This is a genomic window from Fictibacillus nanhaiensis, assembly GCF_036213205.1.
GTDB classification, from domain to species: domain Bacteria; phylum Bacillota; class Bacilli; order Bacillales; family Fictibacillaceae; genus Fictibacillus; species Fictibacillus nanhaiensis_E.
Genome location: NZ_JARMFC010000017.1, coordinates 13424 through 39547 on the forward strand (window position 1 = coordinate 13424; position 26124 = coordinate 39547).

Consider the following 26124-nt stretch of genomic DNA (forward strand, 5'->3'; position numbering starts at 1 on the left):
TTCTAGCTGTTTTCGAATGCATTGTTACTTCCTGAAAGTAGTTGATCTCCGCTCCAGGTTGCACGCTTTCCATGGGGCGAACGGTGAGCCTCCTGTCTAGTTGCAGTGACTAGCCCCTCGAGGTCAAAAGGTAAATGGTCAAGAAGTCAAAGTGCGCCGTCCTCGCCCATTTCCCTTTTGCTTGTCGGGGCTGAACGAGTCACTTTCACTTTTCGGACTGCCCGCTCAAAGATTGTCTCTCTGCTCCTGCGTCTACAAGTTTATGCTGAAGAAGTGAACTTCCTCGTCGCATGCCTTGCAAGAAGCTCATCATGTGGCAGGCAGGCAACCTTCCGCTACAATCAACTTGCTGTAGGAAGAAAAAAGAAAATTTCTTAAAGTAACATAGTCTTTTCTTCGAAGATTGGTTGATCGGAGTGCAAGGTGCGAGACTCCTGCGGGACAGGTGGGCAGGTGAGACACTTATACGTGAAACGTACGAATGTGGCTCACCGCCTGCCCCGCGGAAAGGGAGTACCTGGAACGGAGATCAACAGCTTTCAAAAACTTCGAAGCTAAAAAAAGGAGGTAGCAACCATGAACGTTCTTGTAATCGGCAAAGGTGGACGTGAACATGCGCTCGTGTGGAAGTTTGCCAACAGCCCAAGCGTCACACAAGTGTTTGCTGCACCAGGAAACCCAGGCATGGCTCAGCAGGCGACATGCGTTTCCATCAAAGAAACCAACATCGAAGAGCTCGTTACTTTTGCAAAAACAAACGAAATCGGATTAACTTTCGTGGGCCCTGAAGTTCCTCTGCTAGGGGGAATCGTAGATCGTTTCACAGAAGAAGGCCTTGTTATCTTCGGTCCATCTAAAGCGGCAGCAGAGATAGAAGGCTCAAAATCGTTCGCCAAGGATCTCATGAAGAAGTACGACATTCCAACGGCAGCTTCTGAAACATTTACGAATCATGATGAAGCTCTAGCTTACGTTCGTGAAAAAGGTGCACCGATCGTGTTAAAAGCGGACGGGCTTGCGGCAGGTAAAGGTGTCATTGTGGCAATGACCTTAGAAGAAGCGGAAGAGGGTCTACATGAGCTGATGGTGTACAAACGCTTTGGTTCGGCGAGCGAAACGGTTGTTGTTGAAGAATTTCTTGAAGGGGAAGAATTTTCATTAATGTCTTTTGTGCATGATGAAATTTTCCTTCCAATGGAGATCGCTCAAGATCATAAACGTGCCTATGATGGGGATAAGGGTCCGAACACAGGTGGGATGGGGGCATATTCACCTGTTCCTCAAATTTCTGACGCCGATATTCAAAAAGCCATCAAAGAGATCGTTCAGCCAACTGTTGCTGCGATGAAAGAAGAAGGAACTCCTTTTACAGGAATTCTTTATGCAGGCTTAATCTTAACGAAGAATGGGCCGAAAGTGATTGAGTTTAACGCACGCTTTGGTGACCCTGAAACACAAGTGATTCTGCCTCGGCTAGAAAACGATCTGGCTGATCTACTTTTATCTTTGTTAAACGGCAAAAAGCCGGAACTTCATTGGTCAGAAGAATCCGTCCTAGGTGTTGTTCTTGCATCCGAAGGTTACCCAGTTTCGTCTTCAGAAGCCCAAGTGATTAAAGGGCTAGACAACATTTCAGGTGATTCGAATGTTTTTCATGCCGGTACGAAAAGAGAAGATGAATCTCTTCTAACGGATGGTGGCCGAGTATTATTGGTAGCCTCTAAAGGACGTTCACTAAATGAAGCTCAGGAGAACGTATATAAAGAATTGAAGAAAATCACGTGCGAAGGTTCATTCTATCGTAAAGATATCGGGTTTCGAGCTATTTCGCACGTCTCTTCTTAATAAATACAAACGAGATGGCGATGATTCCGCCGATAAGCAAAATATAAAGAAAAGCTGTATCCATTAAATATTCATAACTCATATGGCTAACCTCCTATATGGAATGTTGAAGGCTGAGGGACAATGGTTAATTAAAACCTTGTTCGTCAGCCTTCATTAATTGGATTTGGGTGAGATGTGGCCGAGTCCGTGTTCGGAGCTGCGGTTGCCATAGGTTTGGGTGGTTGTATAATAGACAACGGTTTCCACCGACGCAACAGTTGCATTCCGATAAAGATGACAATACCTGCTATCACGTACGTTACATAAGGAACAGCACTTTGTCCGCCATCTGCCACTTCAAACAATCGTCCTCCGATTGAATTTCCTATCGCTTCTCCAATCCCTGTAAAAACACTGGCTAAACCAAAGAACATGCCAAGAAACCTAGCAGCGGCAAGCTGTGAGATTGACGTATCCAACGTTGGCATGATCAGCATCTCACCTGTGATAAAGATAATGCCGATAAAAACGAAGAAAAATAATGTGTTCGCAAAATATAAACTTCCGAGCGCAGATCCGATACAGATTGCCCCTATGCCAACAGAAGTTAGTGGATGAATGTTTCGGATAATATTTTTCGTTATGAGTGTTTGAGCTAATATAACTGTAATGCTGTTGATAGTCCAGATGATGCTGATGTCTTTTCCGTTAGATAGAACACTTTCTGCTCGAAGTGGGAGTACGAGTGCAAACTGTACGTAAAGCGCCCAAACAAAGATTGTGGCGATCACAAAAACGAGGAAGGGGATGTTTTTTAACGCTTGTCGATATTCACTCCACTTCACTTCTCGGCAGTTTTCGTCTCCACAGCCTGCAGGCAAGAAGAACCAGCTGATCACGCTTGCTCCTAAATAAATGACAGCAGCGGTGATAAAGATGAGCCTCGAGCTTCCTGTAAATAAAGCGAACACGGTCAATCCAGCGATCGCCATACCAATGTTGGCAAAGATTCCGCGCAACGAAAAAGCAGTAGATCTCATGTCCGCTTGAACGAGCGATGAAATAAATGCTTTCGTGGAGGGTGCATTAAGCCCAAGGCCAAGCCCACTGATCGCAGCAGTTAACAAAATCAGTGAATACGTTGAAAAATAAGCGAAACCTATCAGCCCGCCTGCCCGTATTAAAGCACCAAGTGCGATGATGAAGCGTCTGCCTGTTCGGTCAGCGAATACGCCTCCGACCACACTTCCTACTTGCATGAAGATCGAGATAACAGCGAGAGTAAAACCAATCTGTGCTGCAGTTAATCCTGTTTCAACTTTTAAAAGAATAGGAAGGACAGGCAAGACAAGATACGAGCCGAGATGGGTAATAAAAACAACAATTAATAGACTGAACAGGGGTTTGTTGCCTTTTAATAAAGAATGAGTGGGCATTGTGGTGTCTCCTTCTTCTTATGAAGGATTGAACGGCGAACCTTCGTTCGCGATATTACCAAGATCCATGTCATTCATTTCTTTGCTTTTGTGAAGTAGGTCAGTCATCGGGCAGTAGCGAACGATTCCTTCTGCTACTTTCATCGCGGCCATTAAGATCATTAGGATGTATGACTCTTTGTAAGGCTTTCTTGTCAACTTTGCTGTATAAACAGAAAGCAGTGTTAGACCTGCAATAATACGAATCATGCTATTAACTAAACCAATATTTTGTCTCATTGTGATACTCCTTTCAATTTTCACCAATTTGCTTGATGAATATGGTATTCTTGAAAAAACGAAATTTTCAGAGAGAAGACAGGTGATCCAACATGAACCAACACATCGCTTTTTGGACAAAAGCGCAAATGCGCAAACAAGTGGCCGTCATTCAAGGTGAATTGGCGCCGTCGCTTGTCTTAACAAACGCTACTTATTTGAACACAGCTCTAAAAAAGTGGGTAAAAGCAAACATCTGGATCCTTCAAGACCGCATCGTCTATGTAGGCGAAAAGATGCCTGAACATACAACAGGAACGGAAATTACAGATCTAGAAGGTAAGTTTGTTGTACCGGGGTATATTGAACCTCATTGTCATCCGTTTCAACTTTATAATCCCCAGTCGCTCTCGCGATATGCATTGCAGCGTGGAACGTCTGTATTTTTAGCCGATAACTTTATGCTGCTTTTTGAAATGAATATTTCGAAAGCGCTTTCTTTTATGGAAGACGTGAACGATTTGCCTTCTAATTTCTTTTGGTGGTGCCGTTATGACGCACAAACTGAGCTCTTAGAAGAAGAAAATTATTTTTCGGAAAAAAGCGTGAGACAGCTGCTCGAGAGCCCTTATGTTCTTCAAGGTGGTGAGTTAACGAGCTGGCCGCGCGTTCTGCATGGCGATGATACACTTTTGCATTGGATGCTGAAGACGAAAAAAGCGGGTAAGAAAATCGAGGGACATCTACCAGGAGCTTCTGAAAAAACACTAACTGCTATGACGTTACTCGGTGTGGATTGTGATCATGAAGCGATGACAGGTACAGAAGTGATGGACAGATTAAATGCGGGTCTGCAAGTATCGCTTCGTTATTCCTCTATTCGTCCAGATCTGCCGAAGCTGTTACGACAGATGAAAGAAGAAGGCATCACGAACTATGAACGCATCTTTATGACGACAGATGGTTCCACACCTGCTTTTTATGAAGAAGGTGTTACAGATAAGATGTTACAGATCGCGCTGGAAGCAGGACTTGATCCAGTGGATGCATACATGATGGTCTCTTATAACGTGGCTAGATATTACGGCTTAGATCACCTCTTTGGCATGGTTGCTGCAGGGCGAGTCGCGCATTTAAATATTTTAGAAGATGTAACTAATCCTTTGCCTGAATCTGTTTTGGCAAAAGGAAAGTGGATGAAGCGTGACGGTGAGGATGTAAGTGACGATCGTGATTTTCATTTTGATTGGGAAGGTCATGGAATCCGAAAAAGAGAGATCACATGGGACCTTCAAGACGAGGATTTTCAGTTTTCTGGTCTCGTTGGGATAGAAATGTACAATAGTGTCATCACACGGCCATATAATGTATCGATCAATCCTTTTTCTGAAGAGATTAACGAAGAATCGGATGAGTGTTTCTTAATGCTGATCGATAAAGAAGGAAAGTGGAGAACGAACACGATCGTAAAAGGCTTTGCGAAAAATCTGTATGGCTTTGCGAGCTCGTATTCCAATACGGGAGATCTTCTTATCATTGGAAAAAGTAAAAAAGATATGGCTGTGGCGTTCGAACGCTTGAAAGAAGTCGGCGGAGGCATCGTTCTTGCGGAGAGAGGCGAGATCGTCGCCGAGATAAAACTTCCTTTAGTGGGAGGAATGTCGAATCTTGGTATAGAAGAACTAGTGGTAGAAGAGAAAAGGTTAACGAACGCTCTGAGAGAACGAGGTTATCAATACGAAGATCCGATCTATTCTCTATTGTTTTTCTCTTCAACACACTTGCCATACATCCGCATTACGCAAAGAGGCATTTACGATGTTAAAAAGAAAGGGTTACTCTTTCCTTCGATTATGCGTTAATATAGAAAAGGATTGGGCAAAATAATACGATACAAAGGTAGTGAGCCCAATGAAAAAGTGGTACATCATCTTGATGGCGATGATCACGGTATTAATGCTGTCTGCATGTAAAGACGCAAGAGATAAAGTATTAGAAGACGGTAAAGTAAATAAAGCTGAAGCTACGGATTCAAAAAAAGAGGAGCTTGCTTCTGTTTATCCACTCACTGGCTTGGGTACGAATGAAGAGGTAGATCATCGCGCAGTTTCGGTCATGGTGAACAACCACCCTAAAGCACGACCGCAATCTGGACTTCATAAAGCTGATATCGTTTACGAAGTATTAGCTGAAGGAGAACTTACTCGCTTTTTGGCAATCTTCCAAAGTGAGATGCCAGAAGTAGTAGGACCGGTTCGCAGCGCGAGAGATTATTACATTGAGCTCTCACGTGGCTACGATGCTTTATTCGTGGCACACGGATTCAGTCCTGAAGCGAAAGAGATTCTCGATAGCGGAACGATCGATCACCTGAACGGAATGGATTACGATGGCATTCTTTTTAATCGGGCTGATTTTAGAAAAGCGCCTCACAATTCCTACATCACCTATGAAAATATTGAAAAAGGGATGGAGAAAATCGGGGCAGAGCAATCAGATGATCTCGATATGCTTTCGTTTTTAACAAGTGAGAGCGTTAAAGCAATTGAAGGTGCACCTGCAAAAGACATTCAAATTTCTTATCCAGGCGGAGAAACAGTAGGATTCACGTACTCTAATAAAAAGAAGATGTACGCGAGAAGCAGTAACAATGAACCAACGATAGATCGTGAGACCGAAACACCTATTACGGTAAGCAATGTATTCATTGTTGAAGCGGCTCACCGGGTTATCGATGATGCCGGCAGACGAGAGATCAACTTAACGTCAGGCGGAGATGCAATTCTGATTCAGAATGGTGTCGCACATAACATTTCGTGGAAAAACGAAAACGGAAGAATCGTTCCGGACGGTGGAGCGTTTGTTCCAGGAAAGACATGGATTAACATTGTGCCGAGCGGAATGACAGATTCGGTTAAGATGCAATAAAAAGGAGTGCATGTTACATGCAAATTGATAAACTACGAGGAAAAGCACTAGATCAGCTTTTTGAATCGGTTTTATCGCTGAAGGATATGGAAGAATGCTATCGATTCTTTGACGACCTTTGTACGATGAACGAGATTCAATCTTTGGCGCAGCGACTTGAAGTAGCGCGCATGCTTCGTGAAGGAAAAACGTATCACAAGATTGAGAGTGAGACGGGTGCGAGCACCGCAACAATTTCACGTGTAAAACGTTGTCTGAACTTTGGTAACGACGCGTATGCGATGGTACTCGACCGCGTTCATGAAGAGGAAGAAGCGAAATAATGAGTCGAAAACCTGCCTGAACGGTGGGTTTTTGTATTATTGTAAAGGTAGTGCTGAGTGAGTGGTTATCAGGTTGTCGATGTATGTCGAGGATTGTAGACTCGTGGATAAACTGTAAAAACTTTTGGATTCAACCCTAAAACTCGTGGATTGAGCAGCCAAACTTGTGGATTAAGAGCAAAAACTTTAGGATTAGAGCTCAGCAGGGTATTCTTCCAATGTGGTAAAACCCTAAAATGTAAGCTTGGCCGCAGCCAAGCACCCATATATACTCAAAATATTGACAGAAATCACACTACAATTTATAGTTGTATGTACAAACAACAATGATGGTATGAAAGAGGTGCAATAATGCCCGAAAAGTATCTAGAAAACTGCTTATATTTTACCGTGAACAAACTTTCTCGCGTTATATCGAAAATGGCTGAGGAATCGTTTAGACCAACGGGTATTACACCTACTCATGGTTTTATGATGATGCTTGTGAACAACAAACCAGGAATCTCTCAATCGGAGTTAGCAGAAGAGCTTCATATGACACCAAGTACGATTACAAGATTTGTGGACAAGCTTGTTTCAAAGGGACTTGCTGAGCGAAAAGTGCAAGGAAAGGTGTCTCACATCCATCCGACACAGGCGGGCATTGAGGTTCAAACAGAACTCGAAAAAGCATGGAAAGATCTTTATCGAGTGTACTCTGACCTTTTAGGAGAAGAAGAAGGAAAAGCACTCACAAAAGCAACACATCTAGCAGCAGGGCAGCTCGAGTCATAATTGAGCTCTCTTCTTTATCATTTTAGTTGTTTGTACAAACAAATGAAAAAAATAATATATGGCTTCCTTTTCTGCAGCATTTGTTGCTTTTAAATCTTTTATATCCTCTTCATTGCAAGTTGATTGTAACGCAAGGTTGTCGACTCCTACGGGACGAGCGGTCAGGTGGAGACTCCTAAAGGCGCGTAGCGGCAGTACGAAAAGTGGAAGTGACTCGTTCAGCCCCGACAAGCAAAAGGTAAATGGGCGAGGACGGCGCACTTTGCCTTCTTGACCGTTTAACTTTTGACCTCGAGGGGCTAGTCACTGCAACTAGGCAGGAGGCTCACCGTTCGCCCCGTGGAAAACGAGTGACCTGGAGTGGAAATCAACTACTTTCACAAGCTTCAATGCAAACGAAAACAGCCTAATAAAGGAGACTCACTAATGAAAAAGACACTAGTTATTATCGCGCATCCTAATCTACAGAACTCTACAATAAATAAAAGATGGTCTGAGGAAATGGAGAAACAAGATCACGTTACAGTTCGAAAACTTTACGACCTGTATCCGGACGGAAAAGTGAACGTTGAGGAAGAACAGCATATGCTGCTGCAGCACGATCGTATTGTTCTTCAATTTCCGTTCTACTGGTACAGCTCACCTTCACTTTTAAAAGAATGGCAAGATAAAGTGCTAGCATTCGGTTGGGCATACGGACCAGGTGGCGACGCACTTCATGGAAAAGAATTAGTACTAGCGATTTCAACGGGCGGACCAGACTTTTCTTATCAAGCTGGCGGCTACAACCACTATACGATCAGCGAACTGCTTCGTCCGTTTCAAGCGACTTCTAACTTGATTGGAACACGTTATATCACGCCTTTCGTCTTTCACAGTGCGATTCGTGCGTCAGAGGAAGTTGTTGAACAAAGCACGCAAAACTATATCTCATACGTTTTAAATCCTGAAATTTAATGAAATTCATTCTTCATCAAGCTCATCTGGACTTGGTCGCGGCAGTTTCCGCGAATCCATTCTGCCTGCCGAACAACGCCTTCTGCTTGGAAGCCTAGTCGGCGGGCGAGCTTGATGCTTTTTTCATTTTGAACCGCAGCACGCAGCTCCACACGATTCAGCATCAATGTGTAATAAGCGTACATAAGCATTCCTTTTACCGCGCGCTGTGCGATTCCGTGACCTTCGAATCCTGATCCTACCCAATAACCAAGCATACCCGACTGGTTATGCCACTTGATATCATATAAAGCAACAGAACCAGCTACTTGTCCGCGATACCATATAAAAATAACAACGTCTGTCTGGTCTTTCATCTTTTTGTTCACCGTTTTAATAAACTGCCGCATCTCACTACTAGATTGGGTATAATCGACCCAGCTGATCCACGGTCCAAGATGATGACGTGATTTGTCTAGCAATCTATAGATGTTGTCCGATTCTTTAACGTCTGCTTGTTTTAGCATGATTTCGTCGTCGATTTGCCACATAAGCATAGCTATTCCTCCCAAAAAGCAGTATGAACTTCACAATCTTTCCACATGATGAATCATAGAGTGAGAACCTTATTTTTGTTATAATGCAGAAGTACAGAACTGGCTTGTTAAAATAGCAAGCACGGGTGTTTCTAAACATGAAAGGAAGAACACAATGTTTGATTATCGAAAATGGAAGCATGTGTTTAAGCTAGATCCAGATAAAGAGATCAGTGACAGTGACCTGGAGCTGATCTGTGAGAGCGGAACGGACGCTGTTATCGTTGGGGGATCTAGTGGCGTAACGCTTGATAATACGTTAGACCTTATGTCACGAATCCGCAGATATGCGGTTCCTTGTGTGCTTGAAGTATCTAATATTGAATCACTTACACCAGGGTTCGATTTTTACTATATTCCTACCGTTTTAAATGCAAAGGATGCTAACTTCATTACGGGGCTTCATACAGAAGCACTAAAAGAGTTTGGCGACATAATGAATTGGGACGAGATCCTTACAGAGGGGTATTGCATTTTAAATCCAGATTGTACAGCTGCAAAACGTTCAGGTGCCGACAGTGATCTCTCGGCAGATGATGTTGTAGCATATGCCCGCTTGGCCGAAAAGATGTTTAAGCTTCCGATCTTTTATTTGGAATACAGCGGCACGTATGGTGATGTCGATATCGTTCGGCAAGTAAAAGGGGTACTTGAAAACACGATCCTCTATTATGGAGGCGGCATTCATTCGGCTGAACAAGCGAAAGAGATGGCAGAGTTCGCGGATACAGTTGTTGTCGGGAACGTTATTTATGACGATTTAAACAGAGCGATTGAAACGGTTGAAGCGGTTAAGGGTAAAAGTTGATAAAATCTCGAAAATGAGTGAGAATAAAATAAGAATATATGTTCGGGCGGTGAATGAAGAATGAGTATGCATCAAATGATTGAAAAGCTATTATCAGGATTGAATCCTGAGCAGAGAGCTGCAGTAAAACATACAGACGGGCCGTTGTTATTGATGGCTGGAGCGGGAAGCGGTAAGACGAGAGTGTTAACACATCGTATCGCTTATTTAATGATGGAAAAAGAAGTGGCACCATGGAACATTCTTGCAATCACGTTTACAAATAAAGCAGCACGAGAGATGAAGGAAAGGGTCGCAAAGATTACAGGACCTGTAGCAGAAGAGATCTGGATCTCTACGTTCCACTCCATGTGCGTACGGATTTTACGCCGTGATATCGATCGAATCGGAATTAATCGTAACTTTACGATCTTAGATGCGACAGATCAATTATCTGTTGTAAAAGCGGTATTGAAAGATCTGAACTATGATCCGAAAAAATATGAACCCCGCGGAATATTAAGCGCGATCTCCTCTTTAAAGAACGAACTAAAAACAGCAGCGGATTTTGCAAAAGTGGCGAACGGGCATTTTGAAGGTGTTGTTCAAGAAGTTTATGAAGGCTATGAAAAGCGTCTGCGCAAGAACCAGGCGTTAGATTTTGATGATCTGATCATGACGACGATTCAGCTTTTTGCCAAAGTACCTGAAGTGCTCGAGTTCTATCAGCGCAAGTTTCAGTATGTTCATGTTGACGAGTATCAAGATACGAATAGAGCGCAGTATATGCTCGTTAAGATGCTAGCTGATCGATTCCGCAACCTTTGTGTTGTAGGGGACTCTGATCAGTCTATCTATGGCTGGCGTGGCGCTGATATCGCGAACATTCTATCGTTTGAAAAAGACTATAACGATGCTGAAGTTATCCTACTAGAGCAAAACTATCGTTCTACGAAAAAGATTCTTCAAGCAGCTAATAAAGTGATTGAAAACAACATGAACCGTAAGCCAAAGAATCTTTGGACAGATAATACGGATGGCGCTAGCATCACGTACTATCAAGGTGATGATGAGCAGGGTGAAAGCTATTACGTAACAGGTAAGATTCGTGAAGCGGTATCATCAGGAAAACGTTCGTATAATGACATCGCGATTCTGTACCGAACAAATGCTCAATCTCGTGTCATAGAGGAAGTATTGATTAAATCCAACATTCCATACAATATCGTCGGCGGCACAAAGTTCTATGACAGAAAAGAGATCAAAGACATCTTAGCGTACCTTCGATTGATTTCGAATCCAGACGATGATATTTCTCTACAACGTATTGTAAATGTACCGAAACGCGGGATCGGTGCGTCTTCTATGGATAAAGTGGCACAATATGCGGCAAACAATGACCTCTCCATGTATCAAGCGCTTCAAGAAGTGGAGCAGATCGGTCTTAGTGCACGTGCAACGAACTCGTTAAGAGAGTTCTCTGAGTTTGTTACGAACTGGACGCGTCAGCAGGAATTTCTTTCTGTGACTGAACTAACAGAAGAAGTGCTCAGCAAGACGGGCTACCGTGATGCGCTAAAAGCAGAGAAAACAATTGAAGCACAAAGCCGTTTAGAAAACATCGATGAGTTTATTTCTGTTACGCAAGACTTTGAAAAGAAACAAGATGATAAATCATTGATCGCCTTCTTAACCGATCTGGCACTGGTTGCAGATATTGATAAGCTCGATGAAGATGCAACAGATGACAAGCCGAAAGAATCTGTTGTTCTAATGACGCTTCACTCTGCAAAAGGTTTGGAGTTCCCGATGGTCTTCTTAATGGGTCTTGAAGAAGGGGTATTCCCGCATAGCCGTGCTCTTTTTGAAGAGAATGAGATGGAAGAAGAACGTCGTCTCGCATACGTTGGAATCACGCGTGCGGAAGAAGAGTTATTCTTAACAAATGCTAGAATGCGTACCCTGTATGGTCGTACGACGACAAATCCAGAATCCCGTTTTATCGCTGAAATACCTGAAGATCTTATTGAGACAGAAGTTAAAGAAAAGCCATCTGTACCGTGGGGAGCAAGTGCTCGTTCAGGTGGAGGATCAACGCCTTCGTTCATGGCACCGAAAAAGAAAATGGTTACACCTGTCTATCAATCTTCTGGTGGGGAAAAACTGGAATGGAGAGTAGGCGACAAAGTCAAACACCGTAAATGGGAAACAGGAACTGTTGTAAGTATGCGTGGTTCAGGAGATTCAATGGAACTCGACATCGCGTTTCCGCAGCCTGTTGGTGTGAAAAGACTGCTTGCTAAATTTGCCCCGATTGAAAAAGCGTAAGAGAAGAAGGAGTGGAACGGGTTGAACGAAGAACAAGCGAAGAAACGCATCCTGGAACTCCGGGAAATGCTAGAAAAATATAATTATGAATATCATGTACTAGACAAACCGTCTGTACCTGATGCTGAATATGATCAGCTTATGAAAGAGCTGATCGAACTTGAAAACAATCATCCTGAACTTCATGACGAGCACTCGCCTACATCACGTGTAGGCGGTGCTGTTTTGGACTTTTTTGAAAAAGTAGAACATACCGTACCGATGCTGAGCCTCGGCAATGCCTTCAATGATCAAGATCTGCGAGATTTTGACCGCCGTGTAAAAGATGGGGTAGGTTCGAACGTATCGTATGTTGCTGAACTTAAGATCGACGGTCTAGCCGTATCCCTCACGTATCAAGATGGTCGTTTTGTACGTGGCGCTACACGCGGTGACGGCACAATTGGTGAGGACATAACGAATAATTTAAAAACGATCCGTTCTATTCCATTCAAGTTAAAAGAGAATGTGATGCTTGAAGTACGAGGCGAGGCGTTCATGCCGAAAAAATCTTTCCAAAAGCTGAATGCGCATCGAGAAGAAGAAGGACAAGAGCTTTTCGCGAATCCACGGAACGCAGCAGCGGGTTCCCTACGTCAGCTCGATCCGAAGATTGCAGCGAGCCGTAACCTCGATATCTATGTTTATGGTGTAGGAAAGCTTGAAGGTCATTCGGTCGATTCGCATGACGAAAGCTTAACGTACTTAAGCCATTTAGGATTTAAAACGAACCCAGAGTGGAAGAAATGCGCGAACATCGAAGAAGTCATTGAATATGTGAACAGCTGGCAGGAGAAGCGACCTGACCTTCCATATGAGATCGACGGAATCGTTATTAAGGTGAACTCTCTGTATCAACAAGAGGAGCTAGGATTCACGGCGAAGAACCCTCGTTGGGCGATCGCTTATAAGTTCCCTGCTGAAGAGGTGGTAACTAAACTAGAAGGCATCGAGTTGAACGTCGGACGCACAGGTGTCGTTACGCCAACCGCCTTGCTACAGCCTGTATTAGTCGCGGGAACGACTGTAAAGCGCGCTTCGTTACATAATGAAGACTTGATCCGTGAAAAAGACATCAAGCTCGGTGATTATGTGGTTGTAAAAAAAGCAGGTGACATCATTCCAGAAGTCGTGAATGTGATCACGGAACGCCGAACTGGTGATGAGATTAACTTTAATATGCCGACCGAATGCCCAGAGTGCGATAGCAAGCTCGAGCGTTTAGACGGGGAAGTAGCACTGCGTTGTTTAAATCCGCAATGTCCGGCACAGATTCGAGAAGGGTTCATTCACTTTGTATCGAGAAATGCCATGAACATTGATGGGTTAGGTGAAAAAGTAGTCGCACAATTGTTTAAAGAAAAATTAATACAAAATGTTGCCGATTTGTTTAAGCTAGAACGCGAGAAACTGTTAGAATTAGAGCGTATGGGTGAGAAGTCAGTAGACAACTTGCTAGCAGCGATCGAAAAGTCGAAGGAAAATTCATTAGAGCGTCTTCTGTTTGGGCTTGGTATTCGCCATGTCGGAGCGAAAGCTGCCAAGACGATCGCACAGCGCTTTGAAACGATAGATGGTTTGATGAACGCTTCTAAAGAGGAGCTTTTAGCTGTTGAAGAGATCGGTGAAAAGATGGCTGACTCTATTCTTCTTTATTTTTCAAAGCCAGAAGTACACGAACTCGTAGCTGAGCTGAAGACTCTTGGCATGAACATGGAATACAAAGGTCCGAAGCTTGTAAAAGTTGAAGATCTTGATACTCCGTTTGCGGGGAAAACAGTCGTGTTAACAGGTAAACTATCAATTCTGACTCGTAACGATGCAAAAGAAAGATTGGAGCGCCTAGGAGCGAAAGTGACTGGAAGCGTGAGTAAGAATACAGATATGCTGATTGCAGGAGAAGATGCTGGATCTAAGCTGGATAAAGCGAAGACGCTAGGTATTGAAATCTGGGATGAGCAAAAATTGGTGGACGAGCTTAACAAATAAGATTGGCGAGAGCTAACCAACAATACTAGAGGAGTGTCCGTGATGATGAAACGGGTTGGGCTCCTTTTCTTAAGTACTTTACTGCTTTTGACCGGCTGCTGGGGTGGCGATGAGCTGGAAAAAGAAGAAAAGATCGTGCAAGAAAAGGGCAAAAAAGATGAAAAAGCGATTATAACAGGGGAGATCAACACTGGTGAGAAGTACTATCGAAGCATTTTTCCGTTCAAACCAGGCGGTGCCCGTGGTGTAATCCGTTATGGCGTTGATAACCGGCTTGATATTAACGAGTTTGAGATGGGCTTAATGCGCATCGCTCAAGACACATTCAGTACAGACAAGTACTTTTTCCAAGAAGGACAATTTCTGAATGAGCCAACGGTTACGAACTGGCTAAGAAGAGCTGATGAAGAACCGGGAAAAAGCAAGAGCAAGTTAGACCAAGCAGGATTGAATCCTAAGCTTGGTGTAAAAGTAGACGAAGGTGACCCAGGCTATAAAGATAAGATGCTAGAAGCAAATAAGAACAATCCTAAGTATCTTTCTTACGTACTGGAACATAACTATCTTGTTCAGAGCGGTGATGGAAAAGTAAAGCTTGGCGGTGTGGTAATCGGTTTATCCTTTAACTCAACGTATTATTATGACGTTAACCAACAAGGCTTAATCTATCCTGGTGAAGTTAAGCTCCAGCGCGAAAAAGTGAAACAAGAAGCACAAAAAATAGCAGGACAAGTGGCAAGTCGTTTGCGCACAGATTCAAAGCTTAAAGATGTGCCGATCGTATTTGCACTTTATCAAGAAGAAGAACGTGATTCTGTAACACCCGGAAACTTCTTCGCGTCAGGCGTAGTAAAAAAAGGAAGCAGCTCAGTAAGTTCATGGGAAGACGTAGATGAAGATTATGTGTTGTTCCCATCTGACGCAGCTTCAAAAAAGAAGCGAAGTGACTACGAAAAGTTCACTACTTTTAAATCAAAGGTACAAGAATATTTTCCTAACTATATCGGAGTGATCGGGAAAGGGTACTATAAAGATGGTAACCTAGAGCGTATGACGCTTGAGATTCCTGTTCAGTTCCGCGGTAAAGCAGAGATCATCTCATTTACCCAATTCGTAGCGACGTCTGCACTAGGCGAGCTGCCGAATGTGCCTGTAGAAGTATACATCGGCTCAGCAGTTGATCAGCCAGAGGCGCTCATCGTGAAGGACGAAACAACACAAGAAGAACCATTCGTGCATATTTATCGTAAATAAGGATTTTTTGAAAGCCTACTGACTATGTTAGTGGGCTTTTGTATTTTGTTTTCGTTGTATTAATAACTTTAGCTTTTGAAGATTTTTAAATCTTCAATGACAAGTTGATAGGAGCGCAAGGTGCGAGACTCTTGGGGGATCAGCGGGACAGGTGAGACCCCGCCAACGAAAAGCGGTAGGGTGGCTCACCGCACGCCCCCCGGAAAGCGAGCAACCTGGAGCGGAAATCAACCACTTCCAAAAGCTTCTTTGTTATTTGGAAAAATATACTTCAAGAAGAACATAGAATTCATAATTATTCGCCCATCTCCTACGAAAATCACATAAACTCATACAAAACCTTATTAATCATTCACCATAAAGAAAAAAGATGCAAAAAGTGGGCTTATCCCTTGAAAATAAAGAATTCTGACTATTATCAGTTTGTTTGAACAAACCGCTATGTTCATGTAGAATGAACGTGGGAAACCGAATAATGAAAACGCTTTAATAGGAGGGGAATTTATTATGACACGTGAATACCGTCATGAACCATTTATGGATTTTTCAGTTCCTGCAAACAAGGAAGCTTACGAAGCAGGCTTAAAGGTAATTAACTCAAAGCTTGGTACAGAGTTTCCGCTTGTTATCGGCAGTGAAAAGATCACGACAGACGAAAAGATTGTTTCTATAAATCCAGCTAACAAAGAAGAAGTGATTGGATCTGTTTCCAAAGCGACTCAAGATCACGCTGAGCAAGCGATGCAAGCTGCACTTACTGCTTTCGAATCTTGGAAAAAGTGGGATCCTGAACACCGCGCGAACATCTTGTTCCGTGCAGCAGCGATTATCCGCCGCCGTAAATATGAATTCTCCGCTATGCTTACAAAAGAAGCAGGTAAGCCATGGAAAGAAGCTGACGCTGATACAGCTGAAGCGATCGACTTTTTAGAATACTATGCACGCCAAGCGATTAAGCTTAAAGCTGGACAGCCAGTTGTAAGCCGTGACGGCGAAATCAATAAATTTAACTATATTCCACTTGGAGTAGGTATCGTTATCTCTCCATTCAACTTCCCGTTTGCGATCATGGCAGGTACTGCAGCGGCTGCGTTCGTTTCTGGTAACACAGTATTGTTGAAGCCAGCGAACTCAACGCCAGTTATCGCAGCAATGTTCGTTCAAGTGATGGAAGAAGCAGGACTTCCTGCAGGCGTACTTAACTTTGTTCCTGGAAGCGGAGCAGAAATCGGTGACTACCTAGTAGACCACCCGAAAACACGTTTCGTATCATTCACTGGTTCTCGTGAAGTGGGCTGCCGTATTTATGAGCGCGCAGCAAAAGTACACCCTGGCCAAATTTGGCTTAAGCGTGTAATCGCTGAAATGGGCGGAAAAGACACGGTTGTTGTTGACCGAGATGCTGATCTTGAATTAGCAGCTAGCTCAATTGTATATTCTGCATTTGGATTCTCTGGACAAAAATGTTCTGCTGGATCACGTGCAGTTATCCACCAAGACGTTTACGACGAAGTTTTAGAAAAAGCAGTAGCGCTTACTAAAACATTAACGATGGGTAATCCAGAAGAAGTTGGCACATACATGGGGCCAGTAATCGACCAAGCTTCTTTCAACAAGATCATGAAATACATCGAAATCGGAAAAGAAGAAGGCCGTCTGATGACTGGTGGAGAAGGCGACGACTCTAAAGGTTACTTCATCCAGCCTACAATCTTTGCTGATGTAGATGAAAAAGCTCGCTTGATGCAAGAAGAGATCTTCGGACCAGTTGTAGCGGTATGTAAAGCGCGTGACTTCGATCACATGATGGAAATCGCAAACAACACTGAGTACGGTCTAACAGGTGCCCTTCTTTCTAACAACCGTGAGCACATCGAGCGCGCGCGTGAAGAGTTCCACGTAGGTAACTTCTACATCAACCGTGGATGTACGGGTGCAATCGTTGGATACCAACCGTTTGGCGGATTCAACATGTCTGGAACGGACTCAAAAGCAGGCGGCCCAGACTACCTAACACTTCACATGCAAGCAAAAACAACTTCAGAAACACTTTAATCTTTAAAAATGTGCCCTTTCTCGCCTGAGAAAGGGCTTTTTTTGTGGGGATTTTTCATTTATAAGTCTTGAAAAAATTTTATAAGTCTTCAAATTTTTTTATAAGTAATCTGCAAACAAAAATGGATTATACACCTCGCTTCAGGAGAAGTTAATCGTATAACGATATGGAAGCAGGTGTGAAGATGTCAAAAGATAAAAAGCAAAAGAAGAGTGTTCCTGAAGTCGATCTGGATGAAACGATGCCGCATCAGATCAGTTCTCCAGACTTCAAAAAAACAGGAATGAAGATGGAAGCTCCGTTTGTAAACGAGCATGGTGTCGTAATCGGTGATAGCTTTTACGACTCGTCCAATTCTCCTCTTAACAACTGGAGTACGGAGACGGATCCTGAAGTTATGGCAGGAGAAGAGTGGGTGCATCCTACGAACGATATCGGCTGGAACACGAACATGAACCGCGATCTCATCGAAAAGAAAGCACCGCCAAAAGAAGGCATGCTCCGGCACCCGACAAAAGACTCGAGCTACGGAAAAGATTAAGACATCTGGTTTTATTGACCGGATGTTTTTCTTTTGTGCTGCAAGCTGTCTATAGTAAGATGAGAGTAATGATGAAGGAGGTTACAAACATGTCATATTTCGCAGCAATTTTACATATGGAAAAACCTGAGCTTAACCAAGAATTTCGTCAGGCGCATCTTGACTACCTAGCGGAGCTTGTGGCACAAGATAAAGTTCATCTAAAAGGACCATTCTTAGACGGAGCAGGCGGTATGGTGGTTTACAAAGCGGAGTCACTAGACGAAGCTCAAAACTTAGCACAAGAAGACCCTTACGTAAAAGAAGGCGTGCGTCGCTTAGAACTTCATGAGTGGGGAATTTAATTACGATTAGAAGAGAATCTGCGTTAAGTAGATTCTTCTTTTCATTTATTAGCACCATAAATAATCTAATTTCCCAATAAGACATTTTAAAAAAATAACTCAATTTCGTGAATGTTCCGTCCTCAAGTTGCTTATATAGCAAGCTTTTTGTTATCATCAGAATAATACTTTTCGTATAGAAAGTCTTGGAGGTGGCGAGCTTGTCTCGAATTTCGAAAGATCAAGTGAAACACGTGGCGCATTTAGCCAGGTTAGCCGTTACGGAGGAAGAAGCCGAAATGCTGACTGAACAATTAGATAAAATCATCGGGTTTGCTGAAGAATTGAACGAACTCGATACAGATAACGTGGAGCCGACTACACACGTTCTGGAACTGAAGAATATCCTTCGCAAAGACGAAGTGAGAAATTCTGTTTCAGTGGATGAGGCGATGAAAAATGCGCCTTCAGAAAGAGATGGCCAGTTTAAAGTTCCGAACATTTTAGAGTAGGAGGAAAGACCACGTATGTCGATTTTAGATAAAAAGATCTCAGAACTGCATCAGTTATTACATACAAAAGAATTGAGTGTAACTGACATTGTGGATGCGACGTTTGACCGCATTCATCAAGTAGATGGTAAAGTAAAGGCGTTTTTAACACTTAATGAAGAATACAGCCGCATTAAGGCTAAACAATTAGATGAAAAGCTCGTTTCCGGTGCTGACAGAGGACTGCTCTTTGGTATGCCGATCGGAATCAAGGATAACATCGTAACAAAAGGGATTCGTACAACATGTGCGTCTCGCATTTTAGAGAACTTTGAACCGATCTATGATGCAACCGTTGTGGAACGCTTGAATCAAGCGGACACAATCACGATCGGGAAATTGAACATGGATGAATTTGCGATGGGTTCATCAAATGAGAACTCAGGGTTCCATCCAACACATAACCCGTGGGACCTTTCTTGTGTACCAGGAGGATCTTCAGGTGCGTCTGCGGCATCTGTATCAGCGGGAGAAGTTCTTTTCTCACTTGGCTCTGATACGGGTGGGTCAATCCGTCAACCTGCTGCGTTCTGTGGTGTTGTTGGATTGAAACCGACGTACGGACTTGTTTCTCGTTACGGTCTAGTTGCGTTTGCTTCTTCACTCGACCAAATTGGTCCTGTAACGCGTAACGTTGAAGACAACGCATACCTGCTGCAAGCCATTGCAGGGAACGATCCGATGGATTCTACTTCTGCAAAAGTAGACATCCCAGATTATTTGGCTTCTTTTACAGGTGATGTAAAAGGACTTAAAATCGCGGTTCCAAAAGAATACCTCGGTGAAGGCGTAGAGCCTGGCGTAAAAGAGCGCGTGATGGAAGCTCTTAAAGTACTTGAAGGACTTGGAGCGACGTGGGAGGAAGTATCTCTGCCGCATTCTCGTTATGCCCTTGCAACGTACTACTTGCTGTCATCATCTGAAGCTTCTGCTAACCTTTCACGCTTTGATGGTGTTCGTTACGGACTGCGTTCAGATAACAGCGAGAACTTGATCGAGATGTACAAGCAGTCCAGAAGCGAAGGATTTGGTGAGGAAGTAAAACGCCGCATCATGCTTGGAACGTTCGCGTTAAGCTCTGGATACTACGATGCATATTATAAAAAAGCACAAAAAGTTCGTACGCTGATCAAAGAAGACTTTACGAACATCTTTGAAAAATACGATGTGATTATCGGGCCGACAACGCCATCTGCATCGTTTAAATGTGGATCGATGACGAAAGATCCGTTAACGATGTACATGAACGATATCTTAACGATTCCGGTTAACTTAGCTGGTGTGCCTGCGATCTCTGTACCGTGTGGGTTCTCAGATGGACTGCCGATCGGACTTCAGATCATCGGTAAGCATTTTGACGAGAGCACGATTTATCGCGTAGCACATGCGTTTGAACAAGCAACAGATCATCACACAGAAAAGCCGAAGCTGTAGGGGGTGCAGAAAATGAGCGAATTTGAAACGATAATTGGATTAGAAGTACACGTTGAATTAAAAACGAACACTAAGATTTTCTGTGGCTGTTCTACAAACTTTGGTGCACCGCCGAACACGAATGTGTGTCCGATCTGCTTAGGACATCCTGGCGTGTTGCCTGTTGTAAACCATCAAGCTGTAGATTTTTCGATGCGTGCAGCACTTGCGCTTAACTGCGAAATTAATAGAGAAACAAAATTTGACCGCAAGAACTACTTTTATCCAGATAATCCGAAAGCCTATCAAGTCTCACAGTTTGATAAGCCGATCGGCGAGCACGGCTGGATCGAAATTGAAGTGGGCGGAAACAAAAAGAAAATCGGCATTACGCGCATCCATATGGAAGAGGATGCTGGTAAGCTGACGCATACGGCAGACGGATCACTTGTCGATTTGAACCGTCAAGGAACACCTCTTGTTGAGATCGTGTCTGAGCCGGATATTCGTACACCTGAAGAAGCTTACGCGTATTTAGAAAAGCTTAAAGCGATCATTCAATATACTGGTGTATCTGACTGTAAGATGGAAGAAGGTTCGTTGCGCTGTGATGCGAACATCTCGATTCGTCCGGTTGGTCAAGAGAAGTTCGGGACAAAAGCAGAGCTTAAGAACTTGAACTCGTTTGCTTTTGTACAAAAAGGGTTAGAGCATGAAGAGAAGCGTCAGCGTGAAGTGGTATCAGCTGGAGGAGAGATTCTTCAAGAGACTCGTCGATATGACGAAGCGACTAAAACGACGATCCTGATGCGTGTAAAAGAAGGATCTGACGACTATCGTTACTTCCCAGAGCCTGATCTTGTATCTATTTTTATCGATGAAGAATGGATGGATCGTGTAAAATCTGACATTCCAGAACTTCCGGATGCTCGTCAAAAGCGTTATGTAGGTGACTTCGGATTACCTGAATATGATGCGAAAGTATTAACGATGACAAAAGAGATGGCTGATTTCTTTGAAGCGACGATCACGGCTGGTGCCGATGCTAAGCAAGCATCCAACTGGATTATGGGTGAAGTGAGTGCGTACTTAAATAACGAAAACAAAGAGCTCGATCAAACGGCTCTGACTGCTGAAGGTCTTGCTGGTATGATCAAGCTGATCGCAGATGGAACGATCTCTAACAAGATCGCGAAGAAGGTCTTTAAAGAGTTGATCGAGAACGGTGGCGACGCAGATAAAATCGTGAAAGAAAAAGGTCTCGTGCAGATCTCAGACGAAGGAGCAATCCGCGAAATCGTCGTTAAGATTCTTGAGGCGAACGTGCAATCCGTTGCGGATTATAAAGACGGAAAAGAAAAAGCAGTCGGATTCCTTGTTGGGCAAGTGATGAAAGAAACAAAAGGGAAAGCAAACCCTCCACTTGTTAACAAGCTGATTGTGGAAGAACTTAAAAAGAGATAAATATGACTTGTTTGGGTTGCTTTGTTGATTAGGAGGGTGGTTGATCTCCGTTTCAGGTACTCGCTTTCCGCGGGGCAGGCGGTGAGCCACATTCGTACGTTTCACGTATAAGTGTCTCACCCGCCCGCCTGTCCTAGCCGAGAGTCTCGCACCTTACACTCCAATCAACTTGCAACGAAGATAGTCTAAACAAAGAAATCCTCCTGTTACTACGGGAGGATTTCTTTGTTTCAATCATTAACCAAACAATCCTGAACCAAATAAGCAATCTGCTTACATGCTGGATGATTATTCAGATTTAAGATCAATCCTTTTACGATTGCAGGACTGAGACTCGGCTCAATCATCTGCTGTTTCAGGAGATCTAATGATTCTTTTAACGTTGAATCTTCTAATTCCTCTATCTTTTGCTCCATCATTTCTAACAACTGTTCTTTTGTTACATGAACATGAAATGGCTCATTAATCGTATGGTAAAGCTCTTCTGTGATAAACGTCGTTTCTGAATGCTTGGCGAGTAGTGCTGTTTTCTCCGCAAGTGAGCGACTCAATGTATGAAGATCCAGCGGCACGTTAAAGAACAAAATTAAATGTGAATACGTATGAATGAAGCCTTTCACACAATAAATTAAGTCAAAACGTGTCTGTGAGATTTCTTCCCCATATATGCGATCTAACATGCCTAATATGATGTTATCGATAAGTTTATCATATTGATGTATTTTTGAGATAAGCTCTTCATTCGGTGTTTTTGATTGTTCTTTTATAAAAATCTTGGCAAAATCAGAATGCTTTTGAAAAGAATGAAACGCAGCTTGATAGAAATCAAATAAAAGAGTAGCATCCGTTTCGTGATGTTTGACTACATGGTCAATATCTGAAATCAGACTCAGCATAAAGTGGTCGATCAGACCGTTGATCAATTCGTCTTTTGATTTGAAAGATAGGTAGAATGCACCTTTTGAGATGCCGGCGTGTTCTGTGATCTGTTGTACAGATGTGGCGTCAAACCCTTGCTGCGCAAAAAGTTCTAAGGCACTTTCCATGATTAATTGTTTCTTACTCATTGTATCGCTCCTAAGTAATTCATTGACAAATGACCAATCAGTCATTAGTATAAATAATTGAGTTGGATAAGTCAATTAGGGGTTGGTGGATGAATGAAAGGTTTGGTTAATTTTGTCTTAATGAATAAATTAGCTGTATGGCTGCTTACCATTATTATAACAGTCTCAGGTATTTATTCAGGAACACGCATGAATATGGAAACGATTCCTGATGTTTCAATTCCATATTTGATGGTGATGGACGTTTATCCTGGAGCTACTCCAGAGAAAGTGATGGAAGACGTGTCGATGCCGATCGAGAAAGCGGTAGAAGGGCTTGAAGATGTTAAAGCCGTTTATTCAAATTCTTATTCGAACATGTCTAATCTTCAAGTTGAGTATGAATACGGAATAGACATGGACGAGGCGAAGCGTGAGCTCCAATCTGCATTAGATGCAGTTGAATTGCCAGAAACGGCTGAGGAGCCTACTGTGACAGCGATTAGCATGAACATGATGCCAGTTGCGGCGCTAAGTGTAAGTAGTACGAAAGAGGATATCGTTGAATTAACGTCAACTGTTGAAGAGATTATACTTCCTAAGATCGAGAAAATTGATGGTGTGGCATCCGCTAAGATAACGGGTCAGCACATTGAAGAGGTAGATCTTTCATATAAAAAAGACAAGTTGAAACAGTATGATCTAACAGAAGATAAAGTGAAAGAAATGGTTCAAGCAAGCAACATGGCCGTTTCATTAGGACTATATGAGTTTGAAAAAGGGGAAGAAGCAGTTGCCGTTGATGGGAAGTTCATGACTTCAGATGAACTGAAGAACATGATGATTCCTGTAACACCATCTGCAACAAACCCAACACCGTTTGTAAAACTTAGTGAGATCGCGGATATTAATACGGTTGGTAAAGTGGAATCCGTTTCTCGAACAAACGGAGATGAAGCGATTGCAATTCAGATCGTGAAAGAGCAGCAAGCTAACACGGTTGATGTCGTAAATGGTGTAAAAGAGCTGATTAAAGAAGAAAAATCAAAAGTAGATGGTCTTGTCATTGATGTGTCACTCGACCAAGGAAAACCGATAGAAGATTCAGTAGCAACAATGATTGAAAAAGCCTTATTTGGCGGATTGATAGCGGTATTGATCATCCTATTATTCCTTCGTGATTTTAAATCGACGATCATTTCAATCATATCTATCCCTGTTTCAATCTTCATGGCATTATTGGTGCTCAACTGGATGGATATTACGTTGAACATCATGACACTAGGTGCGATTACGGTTGCGATCGGTCGTGTAATCGATGATTCAATCGTTGTCGTAGAAAATATTTATCGACGTTTGCATTTGAAAGAAGAGAAATTAAATGGGCGTGCTTTAATCAGAGAAGCAACGATTGAGATGTTCAAGCCGATCCTTTCTTCCACACTCGTAACGGTTGCGGTGTTCGCTCCGCTTATCTTTGTGGGTGGTATGGTAGGCGAACTGTTCGCGCCTTTTGCGTTAACGATGACATTTGCGCTTGGTGCATCACTAATTGTTGCCATAACAATCGTTCCAGCATTGTCACACTTTTTGTTTAAAAAGAAGCTGTATAGCGAAAAGACAGAAAGCAGCCATAAGGAAACTGGTAAATTAGCAAAATGGTATAAAGGGATTCTTAATAAATCTCTTAATCATAAAATTATCACTTCGATCTTGGCCATCCTTTTACTTGGAGGTAGTTTAGCTTTAACTCCTATTATCGGTTTCAGCTTCATGGGCAGTGAAGAAGACAAAGTTATGTATTTAACATACACACCGAAAGCCGGGGAGCTTAAAGAGGAAACATTGAAAAACGTTGAAGCATTAGAAGAAAAGATGCTAAAGCGCGATTATATTGATATCGTTCAAATCTCTGTTTCAGATAACGCAGATCCAATGATGGCTATGGCTGGTGGCGGAGAAGGCGGAGCACTCATGTACCTCATCTTTGATCCAGAGATGGAGAACTTCCCAGAAGTGCGAGATGAAATAGAAGACTATGTCGCTGACCTTGGTCAATCAGGCGAATGGAAGAGTCAGAACTTCGCTGCGTCAACGGGAGCTGAAAATGAAGTCAGCTATACGTTCTATAGTGAAGATCTGAATAAACTCAATAAAGCGGTAAAGATGGCAGAAGACGCCATGAAGAAGAACGACCAGTTAGAGGAGGTTTCGTCAAGCGCTAAGGATGCGTTCGTCGAGCATACGTTTAACGTCGATCAAAATGAGATTCTAAAATATGGACTAACAACAGGTCAAATCGTGATGATGCTGAATCCGATGAAAGCCGAAGATGTCTTAACGACAATCGAAAAAGACGGAGATACACTAGACGTTATCGTTCAGCAGGAGCAAACGAAACAACCTAAGTCAGTCGATGATATTTTAGCAAGACAGGTACCAACAGCTCTAGGCACGACAATGCCGTTATCTGAGCTTGTTACAGTTGAAAAAGGAACAACACTTAATACACTTGCCCGAAGTAAAGGGGAGTATTATGCTACCGTGTCTGGTAAGGCAATTGGCGATGATATGTCCAAAGCAACTTCGGAAGTCCAAAAAGATATCGATAAACTGGATATGCCAAAAGGAGTTACAGTTGGAGTAGCGGGTGTTCAGGCTGATATGAACGAAACATTTACACAGCTTGGCGCGGCAATGCTTGCGGCAATCGCGATCGTGTATTTCATACTCGTCGTAACATTCCGTGAAGGTGTCGCACCATTTGCGATTCTGTTCTCACTTCCATTTGCTGTGATTGGTTCATTTGTAGGTCTATTGATCGCAGGTGAAACCATCTCCGTATCGGTTATGATGGGGCTGTTGATGTTGATTGGTATCGTTGTAACAAATGCCATCGTACTCGTAGACCGAATCATTCATATGGAACGTGAAGGGATGAGTATGCGTGAGGCAATCCTTGAAGCGGGTGCAACACGTCTTCGTCCGATTCTGATGACAGCTATCGCAACGATTGGAGCGTTGATTCCGTTGGCAGTTGGCTCAGGTGGTGGCGGACTGATTTCAAAAGGTCTTGGCGTTACCGTAATCGGCGGATTAGCAAGTTCTACATTATTAACGCTGATCATCGTGCCAATCGTGTATGAAGTTCTCTCCAAAATCTTTAAAAAGAATCGTAAAGAAGTAGAAGAGAATTAAGATGAAAGCCCTGCAAAGTGATGTTGAGTCACTTGCAGGGCTTTTTTATTTAGAACA

At 43.0% G+C, this 26124-nt stretch carries 22 protein-coding genes; 17 read left to right on the top strand and 5 right to left on the bottom strand.

The window, feature by feature from the left end; genetic code table 11:
- Positions 1–576 precede the first annotated feature (576 nt).
- Positions 577–1845: a phosphoribosylamine--glycine ligase gene (gene purD, locus P4V41_RS15865; protein ID WP_328086094.1), complete on the top strand. Its 1269-nt coding sequence runs from the start codon at positions 577–579 to the stop codon at positions 1843–1845.
- On the opposite strand, the gene P4V41_RS15870 is transcribed toward purD, so the two are convergent.
- From P4V41_RS15870 to P4V41_RS15880, 3 genes are all read right to left on the bottom strand, one after another.
- Positions 1823–1927, bottom strand: a complete 105-nt coding sequence (locus tag P4V41_RS15870; RefSeq protein WP_328086095.1) for an EYxxD motif small membrane protein — start codon at positions 1925–1927, stop codon at positions 1823–1825. The genes purD and P4V41_RS15870 overlap by 23 nt on opposite strands.
- 64 nt (positions 1928–1991) lie before the next feature.
- Positions 1992–3263 carry an MFS transporter gene (locus tag P4V41_RS15875; RefSeq protein ID WP_328086096.1) on the bottom strand — a complete coding sequence of 424 codons (1272 nt, stop codon included), beginning with the start codon at positions 3261–3263 and terminating at the stop codon, positions 1992–1994.
- Positions 3264–3281: 18 nt separating this feature from the next.
- A complete protein-coding gene (locus P4V41_RS15880) occupies positions 3282–3542 on the bottom strand; it encodes a DUF2892 domain-containing protein (protein ID WP_328086097.1) in 261 nt (86 codons plus the stop codon).
- A 92-nt stretch (positions 3543–3634) separates the two neighbouring features.
- Here P4V41_RS15880 and P4V41_RS15885 point away from each other — a divergent pair, with 92 nt between their 5' ends.
- From P4V41_RS15885 to P4V41_RS15905, 5 genes are all read left to right on the top strand, one after another.
- Positions 3635–5383, top strand: coding sequence for an adenine deaminase C-terminal domain-containing protein (locus tag P4V41_RS15885; protein ID WP_328086098.1), 1749 nt, complete (start codon positions 3635–3637; stop codon positions 5381–5383).
- Positions 5384–5432: 49 nt separating this feature from the next.
- Entirely contained in the window at positions 5433–6449 is a 1017-nt protein-coding gene (locus P4V41_RS15890; RefSeq protein WP_328086099.1) for a DUF3048 domain-containing protein, read from the top strand.
- A 17-nt stretch (positions 6450–6466) separates the two neighbouring features.
- The gene (locus tag P4V41_RS15895; RefSeq protein ID WP_066242834.1) at positions 6467–6772 is read left to right on the top strand and encodes a YerC/YecD family TrpR-related protein; all 306 of its coding nucleotides are present in this window, start codon (positions 6467–6469) and stop codon (positions 6770–6772) included.
- A gap of 351 nt (positions 6773–7123) precedes the next feature.
- Entirely contained in the window at positions 7124–7546 is a 423-nt protein-coding gene (locus tag P4V41_RS15900; RefSeq protein WP_328086100.1) for a MarR family winged helix-turn-helix transcriptional regulator, read from the top strand.
- Between the two features lie 426 nt (positions 7547–7972).
- Positions 7973–8503, top strand: coding sequence for an NAD(P)H-dependent oxidoreductase (locus tag P4V41_RS15905; RefSeq protein ID WP_328086101.1), 531 nt, complete (start codon positions 7973–7975; stop codon positions 8501–8503).
- Here P4V41_RS15905 and P4V41_RS15910 read toward each other — a convergent pair.
- Positions 8500–9039, bottom strand: coding sequence for a GNAT family protein (locus P4V41_RS15910; RefSeq protein WP_328086102.1), 540 nt, complete (start codon positions 9037–9039; stop codon positions 8500–8502). The two genes, P4V41_RS15905 and P4V41_RS15910, sit on opposite strands and share 4 nt — an antisense overlap.
- Positions 9040–9193: 154 nt before the next feature.
- On the opposite strand from P4V41_RS15910, the gene P4V41_RS15915 reads away from it, so the two are divergent.
- The 10 genes from P4V41_RS15915 to gatB all read left to right on the top strand — a co-directional run bounded on the left by P4V41_RS15915 (position 9194) and on the right by gatB (position 21823).
- Positions 9194–9886, top strand: coding sequence for a heptaprenylglyceryl phosphate synthase (locus P4V41_RS15915; protein WP_328086103.1), 693 nt, complete (start codon positions 9194–9196; stop codon positions 9884–9886).
- Positions 9887–9952: 66 nt separating this feature from the next.
- Positions 9953–12193, top strand: a complete 2241-nt coding sequence (pcrA, locus tag P4V41_RS15920; RefSeq protein WP_328086124.1) for a DNA helicase PcrA — start codon at positions 9953–9955, stop codon at positions 12191–12193.
- 21 nt (positions 12194–12214) lie between these two features.
- Complete coding sequence (gene ligA / locus P4V41_RS15925; protein ID WP_328086104.1) at positions 12215–14221, top strand: NAD-dependent DNA ligase LigA; 2007 nt, start codon at positions 12215–12217, stop codon at positions 14219–14221.
- 42 nt (positions 14222–14263) lie between these two features.
- Positions 14264–15475, top strand: a complete 1212-nt coding sequence (locus P4V41_RS15930; protein WP_328086105.1) for a CamS family sex pheromone protein — start codon at positions 14264–14266, stop codon at positions 15473–15475.
- A gap of 507 nt (positions 15476–15982) precedes the next feature.
- Entirely contained in the window at positions 15983–17530 is a 1548-nt protein-coding gene (pruA, locus tag P4V41_RS15935; RefSeq protein WP_328086106.1) for an L-glutamate gamma-semialdehyde dehydrogenase, read from the top strand.
- A 185-nt stretch (positions 17531–17715) separates the two neighbouring features.
- On the top strand, positions 17716–18072 hold the full coding sequence (locus P4V41_RS15940) for a DUF3905 domain-containing protein (protein ID WP_328086107.1): 357 nt from the start codon (positions 17716–17718) through the stop codon (positions 18070–18072).
- Between the two features lie 89 nt (positions 18073–18161).
- Positions 18162–18416 carry a YciI family protein gene (locus tag P4V41_RS15945; RefSeq protein ID WP_328086108.1) on the top strand — a complete coding sequence of 85 codons (255 nt, stop codon included), beginning with the start codon at positions 18162–18164 and terminating at the stop codon, positions 18414–18416.
- Between the two features lie 200 nt (positions 18417–18616).
- Complete coding sequence (gatC, locus tag P4V41_RS15950) at positions 18617–18907, top strand: Asp-tRNA(Asn)/Glu-tRNA(Gln) amidotransferase subunit GatC (protein ID WP_137791385.1); 291 nt, start codon at positions 18617–18619, stop codon at positions 18905–18907.
- Between the two features lie 15 nt (positions 18908–18922).
- Positions 18923–20380 carry an Asp-tRNA(Asn)/Glu-tRNA(Gln) amidotransferase subunit GatA gene (gene gatA, locus P4V41_RS15955; protein ID WP_205724329.1) on the top strand — a complete coding sequence of 486 codons (1458 nt, stop codon included), beginning with the start codon at positions 18923–18925 and terminating at the stop codon, positions 20378–20380.
- Between the two features lie 12 nt (positions 20381–20392).
- Positions 20393–21823: an Asp-tRNA(Asn)/Glu-tRNA(Gln) amidotransferase subunit GatB gene (gene gatB / locus P4V41_RS15960; RefSeq protein ID WP_328086109.1), complete on the top strand. Its 1431-nt coding sequence runs from the start codon at positions 20393–20395 to the stop codon at positions 21821–21823.
- A 230-nt stretch (positions 21824–22053) separates the two neighbouring features.
- On the opposite strand, the gene P4V41_RS15965 is transcribed toward gatB, so the two are convergent.
- Positions 22054–22890 (bottom strand): TetR/AcrR family transcriptional regulator, encoded by an 837-nt coding sequence (locus tag P4V41_RS15965; RefSeq protein WP_328086110.1) that lies wholly within the window; start codon positions 22888–22890, stop codon positions 22054–22056.
- A gap of 93 nt (positions 22891–22983) precedes the next feature.
- Here P4V41_RS15965 and P4V41_RS15970 point away from each other — a divergent pair, with 93 nt between their 5' ends.
- Positions 22984–26067 (top strand): efflux RND transporter permease subunit, encoded by a 3084-nt coding sequence (locus P4V41_RS15970; protein ID WP_328086112.1) that lies wholly within the window; start codon positions 22984–22986, stop codon positions 26065–26067.
- Positions 26068–26124 lie beyond the last annotated feature (57 nt).